Raw genomic sequence first — 20,533 nt, 5'->3', positions numbered from 1 at the left:
CTTCTCCTTGTGTGTCAGGGACGATTCATGATTCGACGTACTATCGCGGATGCGTCCCGCTGCGCGCCGATGAACGTGTCGGACCCGTGCCTTCCGTGCCGGGGATGACCGGCCACGAACAGACCGGGCATAGTCGTCATGCCCCGTCGTAGGCGGCGATGCGCCCCGTCACGGACGCCCTGTGGAAGCCATTGGTCGCCGGGCAGGTAGCCGGTGGCGAAGATCACCGACTGGGGTTTCATTCGCGAACCGTTCTCGAACAGGACATCTTGACCGTCAACGCCGACCGAACCAGGTGCGAATGTGACCCCGTTCCGAAGCAGCTTGTCGAGTCGTTCGTCGCTCGCAGGTGTCGGTGACTGGCGTCGGAACCAAGACGAGCGGACGGTGCCTCTGGGCGGGAACGCGGTGCGTCCGCGGTGCCGGTGGCGAGATCTAATCGACAAAGTGACGACGTGGGAGTGAGCGAGCTCGCCGGCAACCTGGGTACCGCTATCCCCTCCGCCGATGATCAGCACGTCACCCTGAGGAATCTGACGCGAGAGGCGATAGTCCGCGCTGTGAAGAATCACTCCCGGCACGATGAGCCCTGACGCCCATGCGGGGAGCGAGGGCCGCGAGGCAAATCCTGTGGCGCAGACAACGTTACGCGTCTGGACCGCTCCCTCGGCGGTGCGCAACAGGAGCGTTGAGCCAGTTCCGCGATGCTCTACTCCGGTGGCGCGGATCCCCCACATCGTGGCTACGCCGATCGATGCCTCGACGGCGGTGAGGTACCGCTCCATCTCGGGTGGATACGGGCGGCGGGCGGGATCGCTAGGGAGGGGGACGCCCCCGATGGCGCTGTGCTGAGCGTCGGTGAGGAGTTGCATGGAGTCCGCCCGAGAGGCCCAGGAGCGCTCTCCGCGTGGGTTTGCGTCGATGATCGCGAAGTCTCGCTGCGGGGCAAGGCCCGCAGTTCTGAGCGCGGAGGCGACTGCCAGCCCGGCCTGTCCGGCGCCGACGATGATCGCGCGGCGATGCGATAGTCCCAGAATCGTCACTGAGTCTCCATCGCGGCCGTGATGGCGCTCTCCAGGTCGTCAAACCGCTGCAGCTGGAGCTTCTTGCCATCGACGTAGAACGTCGGCGTGCTGTCGACTCCGAGCGCCTGGCCGTCATTCACGTCCAGATCCACGCGCTCGGCGGTGGCGGGATCTGCCACGGCCCTGTCGTACGCTGCCATGTCCAGGCCGAGCTGCTCGGCGAAGCCCCGGAAGACGTCCGCACGGGACTCCTGCGCCTCAGCCCACTCCGTCTGTGTTTCGAACAGCTTGCGGTACATGCCCTCGAGCTGACCCTGCTGCGCGGCGGCCTCGGCAGCGACGGCGGCGTTCTTGGAGTTCAGATGCCCCGGCAGGGGGAAATAGCGGATGACGTAGTTGATCTTTCCGTCGTATTTCGTCCGCAGGTCTTCGACGACCGGATAGAAGGCTCCGCAGGCCTCGCATTCGAAGTCCAGGAATTCGACCACGGTGACGGCACCCTCACCGCCCTCGTCGAGCACATGCGAGTTCTCGCGCTGGACGGGGACGGAGGATGCGGAGCCGGGTGACGCGGGCGGCTCCTTTCCGTTCTGATTGACCAGGACAACGACGAACACGACGAGCATCAGCACTACGACAACTGCAGCGGTGACGATGCCAGCTTTCACACCAGGTTTCAACGGGGTACTCCAATGACACGACAAGACGAACGACAGGATGAGCGTGAGCTCGCGGTATCGCCACCGCGAGGGTGGCGCATCGGACGTCAGGTTCGCGAGAGACCGAGCTGAGAGAGGGAGAACGCAGTGGTGCGCAGTGGGGAGGCGAACACCGACACACGAGGTAGAGGGCGCGGTCCGGCCCGGAGAGGGGAAGCCAGCCGAGAAGACCAGAGCAGCCGCACGATCAGGATGATCGCTGTGAGCCCGCACAGGATGCCCAGAGTGCACAGAGCGACACCCAGCGATGCGTTCATTTCTCCCGAGAGAGCAACGATCTGCTGGGGACTGGGGTCGGCTGCGGGCGATTCGACAGCGGAGCTGTCGTGTCCGGTCACGGCAACGGGAACGCCCTCGCCGCCCCGAGAATCCGTATGCCCCATCGTGGCGGTCGCTCCGAAGAGCAACAGCAACGCCAGTCCGGTACTGGTAATGAGCCGCATTATCAATAGCTGCTCGTTCGTTCGCGAGGAACCGGGGATCCGCAACGAACGGTGCATCCTCCGAATTGTACTCGTCCCATGTTTGCGCATTCTTTGAGCGGGCAGGGAGCGACGAGCAGGCCATGTCCGGCGGAGTTCACGGTTGAAATGTCGGTCGGTGGTGACGAGCAGAGGCGCCTTAGAGCCCCGCCCGCCACCACCTGTGCCTATTTGGACCGGCGGCCACGCGCTCGGATGAGCCAGACGGCCATCGCGATCACGGCGGCGAGAACGAACACCCCTCCGAGGACGACAAGAACGAACATGCCTTCGGAGGACCCGTCGGATGCGCTGTCCGACTTGGCTGGAGCGGGGGTGGCTGCTGCTGCCTGCCCGCTCTGGGTAGGCGTGGGCGACGCCGACGCGACTGCGCCGGGTTGGATGCGGGTCTGCTCGTTCTGGCAGGCGGGCAGATCCCATCCGAGTGCAGGCTCGGCACCCTCCTCCGGTGCGTACTGGAACTGGAAGGACTCGGAGATCGGGTGCCCATCACTGGAGACCGCGTTCCAGAGGATCGTGTAGGTCCCCGCCTCGCCGAGTGCAACCGGAGTGGTCAGAACGTTGAGGTCGATGGTCGAGCACGATGTCTCGTAATACAGCCCGTCAGGCCCTTGTATTTGTGCGAAGCTCGCCTGCCCGAAGTCGATCAGTTCACCGCTGAACGTGAGGGAGACGGCCTCCAGGCTCGCGACGGTGTCGCCAGCGGATGGTGTGGAGTCGAGAAGATTGTCGTGGGCGGCAGCCGGGCCGGCGAACAGCAAGGTCGCGATGGCAGCAGAAATGAGGGCGGTCGTGGTCAGGCGTATCGAGCGAGAGAGTTTCGAGGGCATGGTTTGGTCCTTGGCGCTGTCCTGAGAAGCGGCGGAGTCTTGTTGAAGGGGGCCGGGGGAAAGAGAGGGGCTTTGGGCGTTTCAGGCGGCGCCCGCCGGGGCCTGTCAACGGGACTGACGATCGTGACGCCGCGCCGGGCCGCCCGGTCGGGAGGATCAGGGATGCTGCTCATGGCTTCCGCGCTCGCTTGAGGTGCCCGAGAAGAGCTGCCAGTCCGACGCCGACAGCTCCCGTCGCGAGCACGAACCCGGCTGTGCCCTGGTCGGCAAGAGGATCAGGACCCCAGGTGCGTCCCATCGCTCCGAACCAGTTGGCCGCGATGAGGCCGTTTTGGATGATGACCCATGCGCCTAGGGCAACAGGTGTGAGGATGGCCGATGCGATGACGATCGCCCGCAGAGCCCGAGAACGCGCCCGCAGGGGCGAGAGCACTGAGTGCATCAGGATACTGCCCGCGGCGAGTAACGCCACGGTGCGGAGTTCGTGGGCGAGAGGGTCGACCAGCGTCCACCGGAGAATCCCGGTTGCACTCGTCGCCCACAGCACCATCGCGAACAGGACGGCTGCGACGACGGGGAGGGTGAGAAGTGTCATCGGCCGCGACCGGGCGACTACCTGCATCCATTCGCGTACACCCCTGCTCTGGTCGGTGCGGCTGGTGATCGCCGGCATCGCGAGCGCGAACGGGGCACCCAGCACGAGAAGCAACGGGACGACAGTGGCCAGCAGTGCCCGGTCGAGCGCATTCACGCTGTGCAGATAGTCCGCGTACACCGCGATCGGACCGGAGCCCACCCAGAACAACAGGAGCATGCCCGCAACCCATGAGAGCGTACGCGGGGTGGGCCATGACTCGCCGCGTCGCCGGAGGCGGTGGACGCCGGCGAGATAGAAGAAGATTCCGAAGCCGGCGACCAGGGTCCAGAGCAGATCGATGTCCCAGCCGACGACCCAGCGCCCGATGGTGAGTTCTGCCGGAAGGGGGGCTTCGGTGAGGATCTCAGCCGGCGTCGTCAGCGGGGGCGCACTGGTGTCAGCGGGCGCGGGTGTGCGCGCCAGCGCCGCAGCCGCGCCGCTGGCCAACCCCATCACCGCGAACTCGACGGCAATGAAAACCCAGAATGCGCCCCGCTCTCCCACACCACGATGGATGAATCTCCGTCGGTGAGCGATCCCTAGCCCTCCAAGTGCGGCAAGAGCCAGGACTTTGAGCGCGAGCACGGCACCGTACGCGCTGATCAGGTCGCCCCAGCCCGTGATCGATGTGAGCGCTCGCGCGACGCCGGACGCGAACACGACGACGAACGCGACCAGCGCGAGCGTCGAGTACCTTTCGACCACGACCCGCATCCGGGTCTCCTGCATCCACGGACGCAGGAAGACCAGAGTCACAAGTCCGCCAAGCCACACGGCGGCGCCGATGATGTGCAAGACGAGCGCCATGACCGCGGAGTCATGGTTCGCGAGGCTGCCCGAGTGGCCCTGTGTGGCCATCGGAACCAGGCACATCAGGGACAACGCACCGACAAGCGCCGCAGCGCCCCAGCCACGGAACGCGTATGCGAGCACCGTGATCGTTGCGGCGGCCACCGTGGTGATCAACCACACGCGCCCGAGCTCAGTCTCCAGCAGGAACCGCCCCAACTGCTGACCGAACTCCGCCCCCAACGACACCTGCGGGTTGAACGATGACAGAAAGGTGAGGAACGCGGTGGTTCCGCTACTGACCGTGAGGATAGCCGCTCCGGCCGATGCCAGGTCGAGGGCCGCATCGTACTCCTTCTTTCCTGCACGAAGCGCGAAAAGTGCGAGCACGGCAGAACCGGCCATGACCGCGGCGGACAGGTTCACGAAGAGCTTTGCGGCCGGTAGCCCCCAGCGAACCAGAGCACCTGGATCGCTAGTCATCCGAGGGGCCGCACCGCCTCCGATGATCAAGCCGACAACGAGGGTGAGCATGCCGGCGGCGACCAGGATGGCGGGACCTGCCACCCGCAGGGGCTGCGCATTCACGACAGGCCTTTCGTACCCTCGGACTGCGGCTGCGGGGCTGAGGTCGCGTTCGTATCAGTGTCGGGAGCTGTGCACGCGCCGGACTTGGGCAGCTTCTGCACGGCTGGGGCAAGGGCGTCCAGAACGTTGTCCGCCGAGAGACGAGTGGTATCGACGTACACCTGTGCGGCTGGTTCCCTTCCGTACGTGGTTATGCGCAGGTTTGGGGAGTCCGAGTCGTCGACGATCCAGTCGACCGCACCGATGGTGACGCACTGCAACGTGGTGGGCGCGGGCGGTTCGAGTCCGCAGGTGAAGACGACGGCCGTGGGATCGCCCCACGCGGCCGTAGCTTGCGCGTCCGTAGTTCGGCTCGGAAGATCTCCGATGACATCAGGCAGGCGGACTGTCACGTCCGCACACTCGGGAACGTTGGCATCATCCGCTGGCTGCAAGTCGACGGTCGGCGCGCACCCGACCATAAGCAGGAGAACGCCAACGACGCCGGCGAACATCGCAGTGAGTCGCGGTGAACGCGTGCGTAGGGGCGCAGCGATCCTGGTCGCGGGCTGGGCATCAGGACGGGACATTGAGGTTCTCCAAGTGTGTCATCGGCGCGGCAACGAAACTCTCGCGGGATGCCTGCGAGAGAGTCTTGAGCAGTTCAGAAAATCAGGTCCTGGACAGCGCTAGTTGAGCCAATGACAAACAGAGAACCCGAGATCGTTGGAGACGACGGGGGAACGGCGCGAGGGCACCCGACCAGAGGTGGGGGTCGAGCGCTCGTCGTTCGGGCAATGCGCGTCGCGTCCCGATACACCAGACGATGGCGAGCCCCAGCAAGGCGCCGACGAGGCAAAGCACAGAACCGCTGAGGGGCTCTCGTGCGTCGCCGGGCTCCGATGTGCCGACATGTGTCACATGGGCCGCAGGATCGACCAGCGTCCCAGCCAGCTTCGCGACAGCCGTGGGGTTGCCGGTGCCACTGAGCTCTCCATGGACAGTGGATGCAATTCCGAACGAAAGGAGGACACTCACCGAGAGAGTGATAACGAGCCTCATTATCACTCGGTTCCGGCTCCGGGGCATGTGCTGCCAGGAAGGGAGTTTCGGGACCATTCCCACCAGACTATCTGTGCGAGACTCTTGAAACGGGCGCTACGGGCCCAGGAGCAAGAGGTACGGCGAATCCCAGTCGGGGGCATGTCTCGAATGCTCGCCTGTGATGGATCGATGTTGTCGTTTGCCCAGCCCGAGACGATATTGAACGTTGTCGGATGATTCGCTCCCTGTTGGACAACATCCGACGAGGAGCCTGTGCGCAGTAGTTCGTGAGTTCGAGATCGATCGTCGAAGACGACAACTGGGGAACCTTTGCGCCCTTCCGGCGATCAGCCGTGAAGGTAGGCGTCGCCGATCGTGTCCGCTGCGTAGAGAGCATCTCGGCCGCCATGGATGAGGTCGGCGACGTTCAGCTTCGATCGGTTGTTCGCGAACGACCCGGACCCTGCCGCGTAGCCGGTTCGCTCCGCGAGCTCGTCGACGCTCAGCGGGTCGGGGAACACCCCGAGGAGCGCACCCAGCATCGCCGCCTGAGCCTTCGGGAGTCGGTTGAGCCACCAGTCGACCAGGTCGCGTCCTGTGGGCAGCGGCTCATAGCCACCGTTGGCGTCGAGTGCGTCGCGGCCGGCGGCGGTGATGGTGATCGCCTGACCGCCGCCTTCGATGTACCCGCGCGTGCGCAGTCCGGACATGCTGTTTGCGAACGATCCGGACTTGTGCGCGTATCCCGTGAAGAGACCGAGTTGACGCTGTGAGAGCGTGCCGTGCGCGGCGAGAGCGCTGGCGATCGCCTTCTGCATCCTCGTGAGCTTCTGATCGTCGCCGGCGGGTGGCGTCGGGGTCGCCTTGGATCTTGCCTGCTGGCGATGATCCGGCGAGGACTCCTTGTTCGCGGCAGGTGTACGCCGCGGAACGACGTGATTCCGTGCGCGGATGGCCTCCCCGCGCGAAGAGGACGGCGCGGTCTCGACGGCCGATCGAAGGCGCTGGACGAGAGCCTCGCCCGCGGCCATCGTGTCTTTCAGCTCTCGGATGAACCCGGCTGACTCGTTCAGCACCAGATCCTCGAATCGCCCGATCATCGCTTCGAACTCCCGCCGGTCGGCGACGGTGATCATCGGCACCGGGACTTCGATCCGACCCGGATCCGCGGCGGCGGGCTTCTGGGTGAGTTGCCGTTCCAACTCAGCGATCTGTCGACGCAGCGCCTTCGGGTCGTCCGCCTTCGCCCGCTCGATCGTCGCCGCCATCTCTGTCTCGATGGTTCGCAGGTCGATGTCAGCGAGGGTCGCCGGCGGCCGCGGCGATTCGCCCACCTTCGGTGTCGTTCCGGCGTCGTAGGTACGACGCTCCCGGAACCGGAACTTCACCGGCTCCCCGCGCTCGGGCTGCCACAACCAGCACTCGCCTGTCGAGAGCGAGGGGAGGCTGTCGATGATCGTGGACGACTCGCTGTGCGTCTCGATCCACGCCCGGACTGCGGCGCGATCCTGCGGCGAGACAGTGCGCAGCATGAACAGGTTGTCGACCTGCGTGAGCACGTTCTTGTTCAGGGACGCGCTGCGCTGTGACAGCATCGTGACGCCGATGCCCTTGAACCGTCCGAGCTTCACGAGGCGCTCGAAAGCGCCGACCATCGGTGCGTCGCCCGCATCGACGCGCTGCGGGATGACCTCGTGCGCTTCCTCGATGAGCAGATGCATCGGTTCGCGTTCGGGGCGCCGGTACAGGCGTCCGACGAAGGCGGTCAGGAACTTCCGACGCTCGGCGGTCGAGAATTCTGAGACGTCGAGCACCGCGCTCAGGTTCTTGCCGCGCAGCAGATCAGCGAGATACTCGCCGCTGTCCGGCTCCAGCGGCAGGTCACCGTGGAGGCCGCCGAACACCGGGACGGGTAGGCCGCCCCCGGGAGTCCCGTCGGCGCCGGATCGGACGCCCCAGTGATCGCCTTTCGGGTCGATCGAGACGGCAGGCACGCCGACGCCGTAGATCTCCTCGAAGAGGACGATCCCGGCGGTCGTCTTCCCGGATCCCTTCTTCCCGAGGAGCGCATTCGATTCCGTCACGAGGTCCTGGGGGAGCTGCACTCCGCCCAGGTCGAGCGCCCGTGACGCCCGGGCCTCGTTCTTGCTCTGCTTCGCGCGGTTCTGAGTCATTGGTCTCCCCTTCGTGGAGTGAGAGTGGGATCCGCGGGCATCATCCCACGGCGGTACATCGGGGTCGCGGGCGGCGTATGCGTGACGCTGGTGGGCGACGCACACCAGATGGCCAGGAGCGCGTCGGGGAGACCCGCGGAGTAGAAGCCGCCGTAGAACGTGCGATCGGAGACCACGAATCCTCGATCCTCGAGCTCTGCCCGGTGGATCACCGTCTTGTGGTCGTCATCCATGCCGAGCACGTCGGTGGTCTCCGGATTCGGGACGCTGACGATGACTGCCGGTGCCGTTCGCTGCAGCTCGTCGACGAGTCGCCATGGATCGCGCAAATGCTCAATGATCTCCAGCGCGACCGCAAAGTCCACGGAGCGCGGCGAGGTCCAGGTCTCCAGGTCCGTTCCATCGACGCCGAAGTCGACGGGGATGTATCGCCCTCGCCACCGGCCGTCCGTGCGGAGGACCGCATCAAGCTCCGTCCAACCAGCCCCGATATCGAGGACAGTCTGATTGTGGTTGAGGCCGAGCTCCTGCATGGCGTCGAGCGCAGCGCGATACCGCTCCGCACGCCACTCGAATCGACCCGTCCGCTCAGCCATGTACGAGTCAGCGAGAGCGATGCGGACATCCCGGATGTCGTCGCGGAAATGACGGCGCCGAGTCGTGCGGCGCAGCGACGCCTGCTCGACTGCAACGGGAACGGGAGATGTCATGCCCGCCACATACCCGGTGCCTCCCGTTCTCGGGGAATGACCGGGTATGTGGCGGGCATGAAGTTCACAATCGGATTCCTCGCCGGCGGCGCCATCGTCGCTGCCTGGCTGAGGTGGTGGCGGCCCCTCGCCATCGCCTGGTGGGCGCAAGGGCACTGAGGCCGCGCGCGTACTCGTCGACGACCGCTGTCGGCGAATACGGATATCATCATGGGCGCCAGAGGGGAGGCGCGCATGAACACGAAGGGCAAGCCCGTGACCATCGCTGACCGTCACGCTGCTGAGGCATTGGCGGAGCAGATTCTTGACCCACGCCGGCTCTTCCCTCTTGTTGTCGTGACAACGCCAGCGGGACGCACCGATCCGTACGTGCCGGCCGCCGAGCTCATCGACGCCATCAGCCACCGCGCCGACGTGGTCGCCGTCACTCAGCAGGCGTCGAACTGGCTCTCCACACGGCTCGAGGAACTCGGACGGTCCGACCTGAACGTGTACGGGGGAGCGACCCGTCTGTACCCCACGGGAGCGCTGGACGCAGACTTGGCCCCGATCTTCACCGCCCGCACGGAAGCCGATGGCATTCGGGTCGTCGCCAACGTCTCGAAACGTGTCGGTGGCACCTTCACCACCTCGACTCCGGAGCCGGAAGCGGTGCCCGCACCCACACCGCAACTCACGGAGAGCGACGCGGAGATAGCCCGGCTGAGGCAACAGGCGGAAGGACTTGCGATGGAGCTCACTGCCGCGCGCCAGCAGATCGAAGGACTCAGCAAGGAACTGAGCACGGCCCGGCAGCTCGCGTCGAAGACCCGAAAGCAGCAGCGCACCACGGAGCTCCCGATGAGGCTTGGCCGCTATTTCATCGACACGTCGGAGGACATGCACTACCGGATCACCACGACGTGGGCGGAGCAGATCCCCGCAGAGCAGAAGGTCGAGCTGCCCCTCGCACCGTTCACCTTCTCGGGGAGCTTCGCGGCATCCGTCGAAGAGGTGGCGGGCGCCGATCCGGCACTGCGCGACAAGATCGCGCGGGCCTGCGTGCGAGTGCTGACTCGGCAAGATCGAGATGCACATCGGCTGGGTCCGGAGCGCGAGGACGGCGCCTCCGCGTGGCGCTCGTACGTCGAGCAGAAAGCTGCATCCGCGCGGCGCCTTCACTACTGGGCGATGCCCGGTGGAGCGATCGAACTGGCACGCGTCGTCCTCCACGACGACTACCGGATCTGAGTCTCGGGGTCCCTGGGCAGGCGCAGTCGCGCTCACCTTTTACTCACCGAAAACCCCCTCAACCCACGCGAAATAACCCGAATCATGTCGATCCAACACGAAACAACGCGTATCGTGGGCTGAGGTCAACTCACGTGTTCAGCTCCATAAAACTATGGGCTGATCGGGAGTTTTCCGGTCACTATTCGTTCAGGATGTGGCGCTGTCTGGCGGGGCCGGAGCATGCGGTACAGTAACGGCAGGTTCTTGGTTCGAGTCCAAGCCGGGGAGCCAACGAGAGAAGCCCCCTCCACGGAGGGGGCTTCTCTCGTTTTCCCGTGCACCGAACGGGCACCGTCGAGCAGGCACCGTCGAAGAGCGGACGTCGATCAGCCGAGGTACGAGAAGAGCCCCTCATCGGAAGGGGCTCTTCTCGTCCGAGGGAGGCCGGATCAGCCGACGCCCTCCATCGCGCTCGTCTCGGTGTTGCCGATGCGGGCGATGACCTCGGGCCGACGGCGGGCCAGGTAGGCGTACCGGGTGAGGGCCAGGGCGACCGTCACGAGGAACACGTAGGGGATCACGTTGTAGGGGAAGACCGGCACCGGCCAGACGTTCGCGAAGAAGACGTAGGCCATGGTGACGACGGCGACCGTCGCGCAGACCTTCACGAGTCCATTGCGCATCTTCGCGCGCTGCGTGTAGACGACACAGGCGATCGCGACGAGTGCGTAGGCGACCATGTAGCCGTAGGTGCCCCAGGTGTTCACCCAGACGAGGATCTCGCCGGTCGCCGCGCCCGAGAGCAGCAGCACGATGTCCACCGCCACGGCTGCAGCGCCGGCGATGATCAGGACGCGGTGAGGCGTCAGATGCTGCTCGTGGGTGCGTCCGAATCGTTCGGCGACGACGCCCTCCTTGCCCATCACGTACACGATGCGACCGATCACGTTGAGCGGAGCGACGACCACGGCGAAGAACGACGCGGAGACACCGAACGTGAGCACGGCCGCGAACCAGCCGGGCATCCCGATCAGTGCGGACATGCTCTCCAGGGGACTGGACGAGGTGGCGAGGTCGTCACCGAGTACCGTGATCTGGGTGTACGCGGCGAACACGTACAGCACCCCCACACCGAGGGCGCTCCACATGATCGCGCGGGGGATGGCCTTGTACGGCTCCTTGGCCTCGCGACCGAGCGCGTCGGCGGAGGAGAAGCCGACGAAACCGAGGATGCCGAGGACCATGCCGGACGCGACCCCCTGGAACGACGATCCGGAAGCGAGCACCTGCGCGGGGTCCCACGCGGCGGGGCCGGCCCACACGAGCGCGGCGATCAGGAGAACGAGGATGATTCCCACCGAGACGAGCTCCAGTACGAGCGAGACCCGGGCGGACAGGCGGATCCCGCGGATCGTGAACAGCGTCGCCAGGCCGCCGAGGACGACGGCGAGGCCGATGTCCCACCCGAGGCCCTGGGCGGGGAGGCCCAGCATGGTGAGGAACTGCGCCATGTAGCTGACGGAGCCGCTGAGTGAAGCCGCAGCGATGCCGAAGCAGCCGATCAGCAGTGTGACGCCGGCGAGGAATGCGCCGAACGGACCGAGCCCCTTGGAGACATAGGTGTAGAGCGATCCCGCAGAGGCGTGCTTGCGGGCGAACACGACAACGCAGTAGCCGACGCACAGGATGACGATGGTCGCGAGTGCGAAGGCGTAGATGGTGCCGTTGCCGGCACCGAGGAAGATGGCCGCAGCGGTGAACGCGATGACGGCGCTGGGGGCGATGTTCGCGATGGCCTGGGCGGCGAGTTCCGGTCCGCTCATGACGCCGGTGCGAAGACCGGCATCGGTGGGCGTGCCGGGTGGGGCGACGACGGTGTCTGACATGGTTCTCCTGGATTCGGGTTTCCGGGGATGGGGTGGAGGCTGCGGGTGGCGTGCGGTCAGGGGATGAGAAGCGTGCGGAGCGCGGAGCCGGTCTCGAGATCGTCGAGCGCCGCAGCGGCCTCGGCGAGCGGACGTCGACCGGAGATGAGCGGATCGATCTTGAGCTGGCCGTCCATGTAGCGGTCCACCAGCGCCGGGACATCGATCGAGGGACGCACGGAGCCGTAGTTCGATCCCAGGATGCGCTGGTCGGCCTCGGCGAGGACGAGGGGTTCGAACGAGGCACGGGCTCCCGTGGGAGGGAGGCCGACGATCACGGCGGCACCGCCGAGGCCGAGCATCTGGATCGACTGCTCGGTCGTCGATGTGCGGCCGATCGCGTCGAACGCGTAGTCCACGCCGTCCGGGATGAGTTCGCGCAGCTGGGCGACGGGGTCGCCCAGCGAGGCATCGATGCGATCCGTCGCGCCGAACTGCAGCGCCATCTGCGTCTTCTCCGGACGCACGTCGATCGCGATGATGCGTTCGGCGCCGGCCAGGCGCGCGCCCTGCACGACATTGAGGCCGACGCCGCCGCAGCCGATCACGACGACGGTGGAACCGGGCTCGACCGCCGCCGTGTTGAGGACGGCGCCGACGCCCGTGGCCACCGCGCAGCCGACGACGGCGATGACATCGAGCGGCGCGTCGTCACGGACCTTGACGGCCCCCGAGGCGGGAACGACGACCTCCTCCGCGAACGAGGAGACTCCGAGATAGTGGTGCAGCGGTTCGCCGTCGAGGCTGAGGCGCGAGGTGCCGTCGAACAGCACGCCGAGGGGAGCGACCACGGTCGCGACCTTCTGGCAGCGTGCCTCGTGGCCGGCGCGACAGTAGCGGCACTCACCGCACGGGGGCACCCAGCTCAGGACGACGTGATCGCCGACGGCCAGTGTGGTGACACCTTCGCCGAGTTCGGTCACGACACCGGAACCCTCGTGTCCCATGACCAGGGGAGCAGCCGCATCCCATTCGCCGCGCTTGACGTGGAGGTCGGAGTGGCACACGCCGGCAGCGGCGATGCGTACTCGAACCTCACCTGCACGCGGCGGGGCGAGGTCGACGTCGACGAACTCGATCGGGGACTGCGGATCGCGGAAGACAACAGCTTTCATGACATCCTTCGGGTGGAGGGGGCTGCCGACGATGCTAGGAGAGTGCGGGACCGCGGGCATCCGACAAATATGTGGATTGCAAAGCGCGTGTTCACACTTTGTATGATCAGAAGATGGCTCGTGATGTCGCCTCCGTGGCGCGATACCTCCAAGGGGAGCTGCTGCACGGGGGCGTTCCGAGTTCGCGACATGTGAATTCCGTCGTCGCGCTCGAAGTGTTCGGCGCCCCGACCGACAGTCTCTTCACCACTCTCGTCACCGTCGACGCTTGGCAACTGGACCGGCTCGCCGACGATGCGGAGCGGGTCGCCCTGCTCCGGGACGTGGTCGTCGTGACGGATGCGGACACGCCCTCTTTCCGACGTCTGCTCGAGGACGGAGGCATCACGGCGATCGTCGGGGCAGGAACGTCGCGCGAGCTGCTGACGCCGATGCTGACGGCCCTGCTGGCCGTCGACCAGGCAGCCGAGGCCCGAGCGATCACTTCGGCGATGCGGGTGCTGACCCTGGCCGCACGCCGCAGCGGCATCACGGGGGTCATCGCCGAGCTCGCGCATCGGATCGATGGATGGGCGGTGCTCCTCGACCGCCACGGGGAGGTGATCACGACGGCGGGAGCGGGAAGCCTGCACATCGACGACGCCGTGGCGGTCGCCGTGGGGCGCCCGGTTCGCGTGCGCCATCGCGCGCTCCAGGTGCATCCGGTCGGCCCGGGGCAGGACATCACCGCCCAACTCGTCACCGCACCCCGCAACGACAGCTCGGGTCGGGGGAGGGAGCTCAGCTCGCAGGCCGCGGCACTGCTCGATCTTCTGATGCGCACGCGGGACAGCAGCCACCTCGAGCGTCTCGGCCGATCCATGATGCTGGAGACCGTGCTCGAGGGAGGGGAGGAGGCGACGCGTCTCCTGCGTCGCTGGGGCGTGCACGAACGAAGTCTGGTGGGATTCGTCCTGACCTCGCGCACCAGTGGCGTGGACGTGGAGCATCTGCTGGCGCTGTGGCTGGATGAGCTCGGGGCGGAGCATGTCTTCGCCGCGCAGCGTGGTCTGATCCGCGGCGTTGTGCGCGAGGAACATGCGGAGGAGATCGCGCATCGGGCGCGGTCCTTCGCCTCGACGCTCTATCTCGGGCTCGGTCGGCCCGCCACGACGGATGCGCTCGCCCGCAGTGTCGATGAAGCCCGTCAAGCCTGCGAGACGGCTCGCGCGGGAGGGGAGCGCGTCGTCCGCTACTCGTCGATCCCGACGGTGTCGTTCGTGCTCGGGCAGTTGGATGCGGACCAGACGCAGAGGATCGCGCGGCTTCTCGATCCGCTGAGGGCCGCCGAGCAGCGGACCGAGCTCATCGAGACCCTGCGCGTGTTCCTCGCCACGAACGGCGCCTGGGGCGAGAGCGCCACGCGGTTGCGGATCCACCGGCAGACTCTGGCAGCGCGCATCCGACGGATCGAAGACCTGATCGGGCTGTCATTCGCCGATCCCGATGATCGGGTGGCCGCCTGGCTCGCGATACGTGCCTCTGACGACTGATGCGCGCGTGCACGAAGGAGGGCCCCGCCGATTGGCGAGACCCTCCTTGGTGGCTGTTGGTCAGCGTGCGGCGCCGGCCAGCGATCCGGTGGTCTGTCCGGCCGGATCGAAGATGATGCACTGGATCACGCGGTCGTTGTTCTGCTCCCAGGAGTCCTTGGTGGGAACGAGCGTGGTGACGTCGAGGGCCGAGTCCTGGTAGGCCACACCGACGAAGGTCGTGTAGGCATCGCCGATGCACTCCTGCGTCGCCGCGTCGACGTCGGAGTCGGAGAACTCGCCGTCGGGCATGGTGATCTCGTAGTACACCTCCTGGTCGTGCGGGTCGGTGCACGGGAGGACGTTGGCGTCCGTGAGCATGCCGGAGCCGGTGTCGAGCATGCAGTCGCCCAGCTTCACCGAGAAGACGCCGACGTTCGCGCTCTCCGTGACCTGGCCGGTCTCCTCATCGCGGTTGGCGTCGCCGGAGCCGCTGCCGAGAAGGCTGTTGAGAGCACTGCAGCCGCTCAGGGCGACTGAGAGTGCCACTGCGGATCCTGCGAGCATCAGAGCGCGTCGCGTGCGCATCTTCATCATGATTGGTTCCCCTCCGAAGCGTGATGTGGAGGCATGCGAAAAGCCCCCGCCGCGAACACGCTAGCCGTTCGCGAGTCTGTGATGCAACTTCGAGGAGCCTGTGGTTCGGCTGAGAGCGGTTCAGCCTTCGAGGTCGTCGACGCCGGGCATCCAGCTCGATCCCGGGCGGCCCCAACCGCGCTTGCGGGCGACCTTCTGGGCTGTCTTCCAATCGCCGTCGGAGAGGCGATCGACGTAGAGGATGCCGTCGAGATGATCGAACTCATGCTGCATGATGCGTGCGCGCCAGCCGTCGACGTCGATCGAGACCGGCTGGCCTTCCAGGTCGGTCGCCGTCACGTGGACCCGCTCCGACCGCCGCAGCGGGAACCGCTCGCCCGGGAAGGAGAGGCAGCCTTCGGACTCGAGGTCGGGGTCCGGGTCGCCGGGCTCGAGCGGCACCATCCAGAGCACGGGGTTGATGAGAACGCCACGCCAGGGCTGGTCGTCGTCATCGACGTACGCGTAGGTGTAGATCCGCAGGGGAACGCCCACCTGCGGAGCGGCGAGGCCGACTCCAGGCGCCGTGTCCATCGTCTCGAACATGTCGGCCACGAGGGTGCGGATGTCCTCCGTGATCTCGTCGACGGGGGAAGCAGGGGAGTGCAGGACGGGGTCGCCCATGATGCGAATCGGAAGTACAGCCACGTCACAACCCTAGTCGGCGGCAGTCGGCAGGTAGGGTCGTACTGTGAATGCCGGGGTATGGATGAACGCGGTCGAGGATGTCGGCGATCAGCTCGTCGGCGCCTTCCAGAACCCGGGCCTTCTGCTCGGAATCCCCCTCGCTCTCGCCGGTGCCGTCTTCATGTCGCTCGGAGCGCAGTACCAGCACCGCGGGGTCGAGAAGGTCGAGCGTCTCAGCGGTGCCAACGGCGCGTCGGGCTTGAGCTTCGATCAGCTCAAACGGCTTCTCACCCGCCCATCATGGCTCATCGGCACACTCATGCTCGGGCTCGCCGTGATCTGCCAGCTCGCCGCGCTCGTGAAGGCACCGCTCATCGTGGTGCAGCCGCTGGGCGCCATCGCGCTCGTCATCACCACTCTGCTCAACGCCCGCGTCTCCGGTCATACGCCCACCAAGCAGTCGCTCACCGCGATCGTGGCCTGTGTGGGCGGCATCTTCCTCTTCGTCTTCTTCGCGGCGATCTACGCGACCGAGCAGGACGTCACCGACCGCGAGCTGTTCGTGATCCTGGCGCTCCTCCTGGTCGTGATCATCGTGCTCGGCGCGTGCTGGCTCATCCTGCGCCATCGCATGCGGGCGCTCTTCTACGTGATCGGCGCCGGCATCCTCTACGGATTCGTCGCCACGCTCGCGAAGGTGGTCATCAAGCGCATCGAAGCAGGTCAGTTCGAGTGGATCACCGGCATCTGCGTGCTCGCGCTCGTCTCGGCAGCCGCGGTCGGTGCGTACTTCGTGCAGACGGCGTACAGCTCAGGTCCACCCGACCTCGTGATCGCCGGGCTCACGGTCGTCGACCCTCTCGTCGCGGTGCTCATCGGCATGGTCGTGCTGGGCGAGGCCGCTGCGGCACCGTGGTGGGTGCTCGTGATCTTCGCGGTCGCCGGAGCCATCGCCGTGTGGGGGGTGGTCGGCCTGGCCCGCTACCATCCTCAGGTGCTCAGCGACAGCCAGGACTTGGGCATCCAACGCGGCAGCACCCCGGGTGGCAGCACCCCGGGCGGAGCTGGGCAGGGCGGGACGGAGGGCGCAGCATCATCGAGTTCCTCCTCCACGGCTGCGCCTGAGCGCTCGAGCGGGTCGGTGAGCCCGGAGACTCCGCCGCCGTACGACGGCTCCGCTGACCGGCCCTAGCGCCGCTCCGCTCGTCCGTGGAGGTGTGCCGGTCGCCCGTGGCGATACGGACTCAGTACGCCTGATCGATCAGGTCGACCGACACCTCGGCGGCCGCAGCCTCGTCCACGAAGAACACCGTGCGCTTGCGCCCCTTGGCCCCGGCAGCGGGCACGCTCGTGTAGCTCGCTCCCGCGAGAGCGAGCCCCAGGGCTGATGCCTTGTCCGCACCCGTCAGCACGAGCCACACGCGCTTCGACGAGTTGAGCACGGGGCGGGTCAGCGTGACGCGCTCGGGCGGCGGCTTCGGTGAGTCTCGGACGGCGAGGACGGCCGCATCCGTCACCGTGACCTCTTCCCGATCGGGGAAGAGCGACGCGATGTGGCCGTCGGGACCGACGCCGAGGAAGCACACGGCGAACGAGGGCCAGGCATGCTCCTCGGTGCCGAACCGCGCGAGTTCGGCGGCGTAGGCCGCCGCGGATTCGTCCAATGTCAGACCGCTGTCTGGTCCCGCGACCTCATGCACGTTCTCGACGGGCACCGGGATGTGATCGAGGAGGGCCTGTCGTGACTGCAGCGAGTTGCGGTCGACGTCGTCGCGCGGCACGAACCTCTCGTCACCCCACCAGAAATGCACGAGTGACCAGTCGATCTCGGTCGCCCGGGGGTGCTCGGACGCCGCGCGCAGCACCGCTCCACCCATCGAACCACCGGTGAGGGCGATGTGTGCGATCCGACCGTTGCGGGTGCGCGCGCGCACCCGCGTGAGGAATCGGTCGGCCACACGGGTGGCGAGGGCGGCGGGCGTGGCTTCCACCACGACCCGCTTCTCGGCGGACGATGTCGTCATCGACGTCACTCTCCTGTCTCGGGCGGACCCAACTTCTCCCTGCCCTCGGTGATGACTCGACCGTACAGGACGTCGGGGTCGAGCCGACGCAGCTCCTCCGCCAGGCACTCGCGAAGAGTGCGTCGCGGCAGGTGCAGATCGTGGTTCGGCTGCCCGGGCTGCGTGAGCACGGCCACGCCGGGAGTCGGACGCTCCAGGAGGATGTCTCCGGACTGGCGAGTCAGGCGCACCGATTTGATGCCCTCCGCCCAGTGCTCGGGGTCTTCGTACGACCAGCGCACCGGAACGTCGAGGGCCATCTGCAGCCAGGCGGCCAGCAGAGCGGTCGACGGCGATGCCGCGGCCCCGCGCACCTCGACGCCGGTGATCGGCTCGTACGGCGGCTGGTCGAGCACGGCCGCGAGCTGTTCGCGCCAATGGGTCAGACGGGTCCACGCCAGATCGGTGTCGCCAGGGGCGTGGGTCTCGCCGAGCAGGGCGAGCCGGTCGCGGACGTCGGTCGCCGTCGCGGCATCGGTGATGCGGCGCTGGGCGATCTTGCCGAGGGGCGACTGGGCGGGTGCCACGGGGGCGGCTTCGGGCCACCAGGCGACCACGGGAGCATCCGGAAGCAGGAGTCCGGTGATCAGGCTCTCCTCGTTGCTGGCCGCGTCCCCGAAGGCGCGGAGGACCACGACCTCGCTGGCGCCGGCGTCTCCGCCGACGCGGATCTGCGCGTCGAGGCGAGAGTCGCCCTCGCCCGTCGTGATCACGATCACGCGCATCGGGTGCTCTCGTGAGGCGTCGTTCGCCGCGTCGATCGCCGCTTCGGCGACGCCGTTGCGTGCGGCGATCACAAGGGTGAGCACACGCCCGAGGGCAACGGCGCCGCCCTCTTCGCGCACCTTGACCAGCTGCTTCGCGACCTGGCTGACGGTGGTGTCGGGAAGGTCGATGATCACGGGCGTCTCCAGACTCGTCCATCGCGGGCCAGCAGGTCGTCGGCGGATGCCGGTCCCCACGAGCCGGGCGCGTACTGCTCGACCGGACCGCCCTCGGCTGCCCAGTACTTCTCCACGGGGTCGAGGATCTTCCAGGAGAGCTCGACCTCCTCGTGCCGCGGGAACAGCGGCGGATCGCCCAGGAGGACGTCGAGGATCAGGCGTTCGTAGGCCTCGGGGCTCGCCTCGGTGAAGGCGTGACCGTATCCGAAGTCCATGGTCACGTCGCGCACGTTCGTGCCGTTGCCCGGCACCTTGGAGCCGAAGCGGATCGTCACGCCCTCATCCGGCTGCACGCGGATGACCAGAGCGTTCTGTCCGAGCTCCGAGGCGTTGCCGCGCCCGAAGAGGTGCTGCGGTGCGCGCTTGAAGACGACGGCGATCTCGGTCACGCGCCGTCCGAGGCGCTTGCCCGTGCGCAGATAGAACGGCACGTCCGCCCAGCGGCGCGTATCGATCTCGAGCTTGATCGCGGCATACGTCTCCGTGGTCGACTCGGGGTTCATCCCCTCCTCTTCCAGGAAACCGGTGACCTTCTCGCCGCCCTGCCACCCACCCGCGTACTGACCGCGCGCGGTCGCGAGGGAGAGGTCGTCCGGAACGTGGACTGCGGCGAGGACCTTCTCCTTCTCGGCGCGCAGGTGCTCCGCCGAGAGACTGATCGGCTCTTCCATCGCGGTGAGGGCCAGCAGCTGCAGAAGGTGATTCTGGATCACGTCGCGTGCCGCGCCGATGCCGTCGTAGTAGCCCGCGCGTCCACCCACACCGATGTCCTCGGCCATGGTGATCTGCACGTGGTCGACGTAGTTGCGGTTCCAGATCGGCTCGTACAGCTCGTTCGCGAAGCGCAGCGCCAGGATGTTTTGGACCGTCTCCTTGCCGAGGTAGTGATCGATGCGGAAGATCGAGTCGGCCGGGAAGGCCACCTCGAGCGCGGCGTTGAGTGCGCGCGCCGATTCGAGGTCGTGCCCGAAGGGCTTCTCGATCACGACACGGCGCCAGCGCTCGTCGTCGTCGCTGTTCTCGCCGACGAGGCCGGAGTCCTTCAGCTGCTTGGCGACCAGCGGGAAGTCCTTGGGCGGGATCGACAGGTAGAACGCATGGTTGCCCATCGTCCCGCGTTCGACATCGAGCTTCTCGATGGTCTCGCGGAGCTTGCGGAACGAGTCCGGATTGTCGAACTCACCCGAGACGAACCGGATGCCCTGCAGCAGCTGGGTCCACGTCTCCTCACGGAACGGCGTGCGAGCGTGCTCCTTGACCGCGTCGTAGACGACCTGCGCGAAGTCCTGGTCCTCCCAGTCTCGGCGGGCGAATCCGACCAGGGCGAACCCGGGAGGGAGAAGGCCGCGGTTCGCGAGGTCGTAGACCGCGGGCATCAGCTTCTTGCGTGACAGGTCTCCGGTGACGCCGAAGATCACCAGGGCGCTGGGCCCGGCGATCCTGTTGAGACGGCGGTCATCGGGGTCACGCAGCGGGTTGTGCCCGCGCGAGATGGGAACAGACATCGGTGGGGGATTCTCCTG

The 20,533-nt window shown here is 66.9% G+C and carries 17 protein-coding genes; 3 read left to right on the top strand and 14 right to left on the bottom strand.

The window, feature by feature from the left end; genetic code table 11:
* Positions 1-14: 14 nt before the first annotated feature.
* From L687_RS36495 to L687_RS41930, 7 genes are all read right to left on the bottom strand, one after another.
* The gene (locus tag L687_RS36495) at positions 15-1,043 is read right to left on the bottom strand and encodes an NAD(P)-binding domain-containing protein (protein ID WP_021200783.1); all 1,029 of its coding nucleotides are present in this window, start codon (positions 1,041-1,043) and stop codon (positions 15-17) included.
* Positions 1,040-1,705, bottom strand: coding sequence for a DsbA family protein (locus tag L687_RS36490; RefSeq protein WP_031207733.1), 666 nt, complete (start codon positions 1,703-1,705; stop codon positions 1,040-1,042). The genes L687_RS36495 and L687_RS36490 overlap by 4 nt, the downstream gene beginning before the upstream one ends.
* A gap of 688 nt (positions 1,706-2,393) precedes the next feature.
* Positions 2,394-3,056 (bottom strand): copper resistance CopC family protein, encoded by a 663-nt coding sequence (locus L687_RS36480; protein WP_021200780.1) that lies wholly within the window; start codon positions 3,054-3,056, stop codon positions 2,394-2,396.
* Between the two features lie 169 nt (positions 3,057-3,225).
* Positions 3,226-5,070, bottom strand: coding sequence for a cytochrome c oxidase assembly protein (locus L687_RS36475; RefSeq protein ID WP_021200779.1), 1,845 nt, complete (start codon positions 5,068-5,070; stop codon positions 3,226-3,228).
* Entirely contained in the window at positions 5,067-5,564 is a 498-nt protein-coding gene (locus L687_RS36470; RefSeq protein WP_021200778.1) for a DUF3515 family protein, read from the bottom strand. The genes L687_RS36475 and L687_RS36470 overlap by 4 nt, the downstream gene beginning before the upstream one ends.
* Positions 5,565-6,440: 876 nt before the next feature.
* Positions 6,441-8,267, bottom strand: a complete 1,827-nt coding sequence (locus tag L687_RS0121810; RefSeq protein ID WP_031207722.1) for an ATP-binding protein — start codon at positions 8,265-8,267, stop codon at positions 6,441-6,443.
* A complete protein-coding gene (locus tag L687_RS41930; protein WP_021200777.1) occupies positions 8,264-8,977 on the bottom strand; it encodes a hypothetical protein in 714 nt (237 codons plus the stop codon). The genes L687_RS0121810 and L687_RS41930 overlap by 4 nt, the downstream gene beginning before the upstream one ends.
* Positions 8,978-9,211: 234 nt before the next feature.
* Here L687_RS41930 and L687_RS36460 point away from each other — a divergent pair, with 234 nt between their 5' ends.
* The gene (locus L687_RS36460; protein ID WP_152525917.1) at positions 9,212-10,207 is read left to right on the top strand and encodes a hypothetical protein; all 996 of its coding nucleotides are present in this window, start codon (positions 9,212-9,214) and stop codon (positions 10,205-10,207) included.
* 431 nt (positions 10,208-10,638) lie between these two features.
* Here the strand turns inward: L687_RS36460 and L687_RS36455 are convergent, their stop codons facing one another.
* The gene (locus L687_RS36455; protein ID WP_021200774.1) at positions 10,639-12,075 is read right to left on the bottom strand and encodes an APC family permease; all 1,437 of its coding nucleotides are present in this window, start codon (positions 12,073-12,075) and stop codon (positions 10,639-10,641) included.
* A 56-nt stretch (positions 12,076-12,131) separates the two neighbouring features.
* Positions 12,132-13,229, bottom strand: coding sequence for an alcohol dehydrogenase catalytic domain-containing protein (locus L687_RS36450; protein WP_021200773.1), 1,098 nt, complete (start codon positions 13,227-13,229; stop codon positions 12,132-12,134).
* 113 nt (positions 13,230-13,342) lie between these two features.
* Between L687_RS36450 and L687_RS36445 the strand changes: the two genes are divergently transcribed.
* Entirely contained in the window at positions 13,343-14,761 is a 1,419-nt protein-coding gene (locus tag L687_RS36445; protein WP_021200772.1) for a PucR family transcriptional regulator, read from the top strand.
* 60 nt (positions 14,762-14,821) lie between these two features.
* On the opposite strand, the gene L687_RS36440 is transcribed toward L687_RS36445, so the two are convergent.
* Together L687_RS36440 and def are read right to left on the bottom strand one after the other, a co-directional pair.
* Positions 14,822-15,289 (bottom strand): septum formation family protein, encoded by a 468-nt coding sequence (locus L687_RS36440; RefSeq protein WP_231479813.1) that lies wholly within the window; start codon positions 15,287-15,289, stop codon positions 14,822-14,824.
* A 168-nt stretch (positions 15,290-15,457) separates the two neighbouring features.
* Positions 15,458-16,024, bottom strand: a complete 567-nt coding sequence (gene def / locus L687_RS36435; protein WP_084487383.1) for a peptide deformylase — start codon at positions 16,022-16,024, stop codon at positions 15,458-15,460.
* Between the two features lie 61 nt (positions 16,025-16,085).
* On the opposite strand from def, the gene L687_RS36430 reads away from it, so the two are divergent.
* Positions 16,086-17,195: a DMT family transporter gene (locus L687_RS36430; protein ID WP_021200769.1), complete on the top strand. Its 1,110-nt coding sequence runs from the start codon at positions 16,086-16,088 to the stop codon at positions 17,193-17,195.
* A gap of 52 nt (positions 17,196-17,247) precedes the next feature.
* On the opposite strand, the gene pgl is transcribed toward L687_RS36430, so the two are convergent.
* From pgl to zwf, 3 genes are read right to left on the bottom strand one after another with little or no spacing between them, the layout of a single operon-like run.
* Positions 17,248-18,027: a 6-phosphogluconolactonase gene (pgl, locus tag L687_RS36425; RefSeq protein WP_029260233.1), complete on the bottom strand. Its 780-nt coding sequence runs from the start codon at positions 18,025-18,027 to the stop codon at positions 17,248-17,250.
* 5 nt (positions 18,028-18,032) lie between these two features.
* Positions 18,033-18,968 (bottom strand): glucose-6-phosphate dehydrogenase assembly protein OpcA, encoded by a 936-nt coding sequence (locus L687_RS36420; protein WP_021200767.1) that lies wholly within the window; start codon positions 18,966-18,968, stop codon positions 18,033-18,035.
* Complete coding sequence (gene zwf / locus L687_RS36415; RefSeq protein ID WP_021200766.1) at positions 18,965-20,515, bottom strand: glucose-6-phosphate dehydrogenase; 1,551 nt, start codon at positions 20,513-20,515, stop codon at positions 18,965-18,967. Before zwf ends, L687_RS36420 begins: the two co-directional genes overlap by 4 nt.
* Between the last annotated feature and the right edge of the window lie 18 nt (positions 20,516-20,533).

This window comes from Microbacterium maritypicum MF109 (genome assembly GCF_000455825.1).
GTDB classification, from domain to species: Bacteria; Actinomycetota; Actinomycetes; order Actinomycetales; family Microbacteriaceae; genus Microbacterium; species Microbacterium maritypicum_A.
This window is presented reverse-complemented; position numbering and strand designations above follow the sequence as displayed.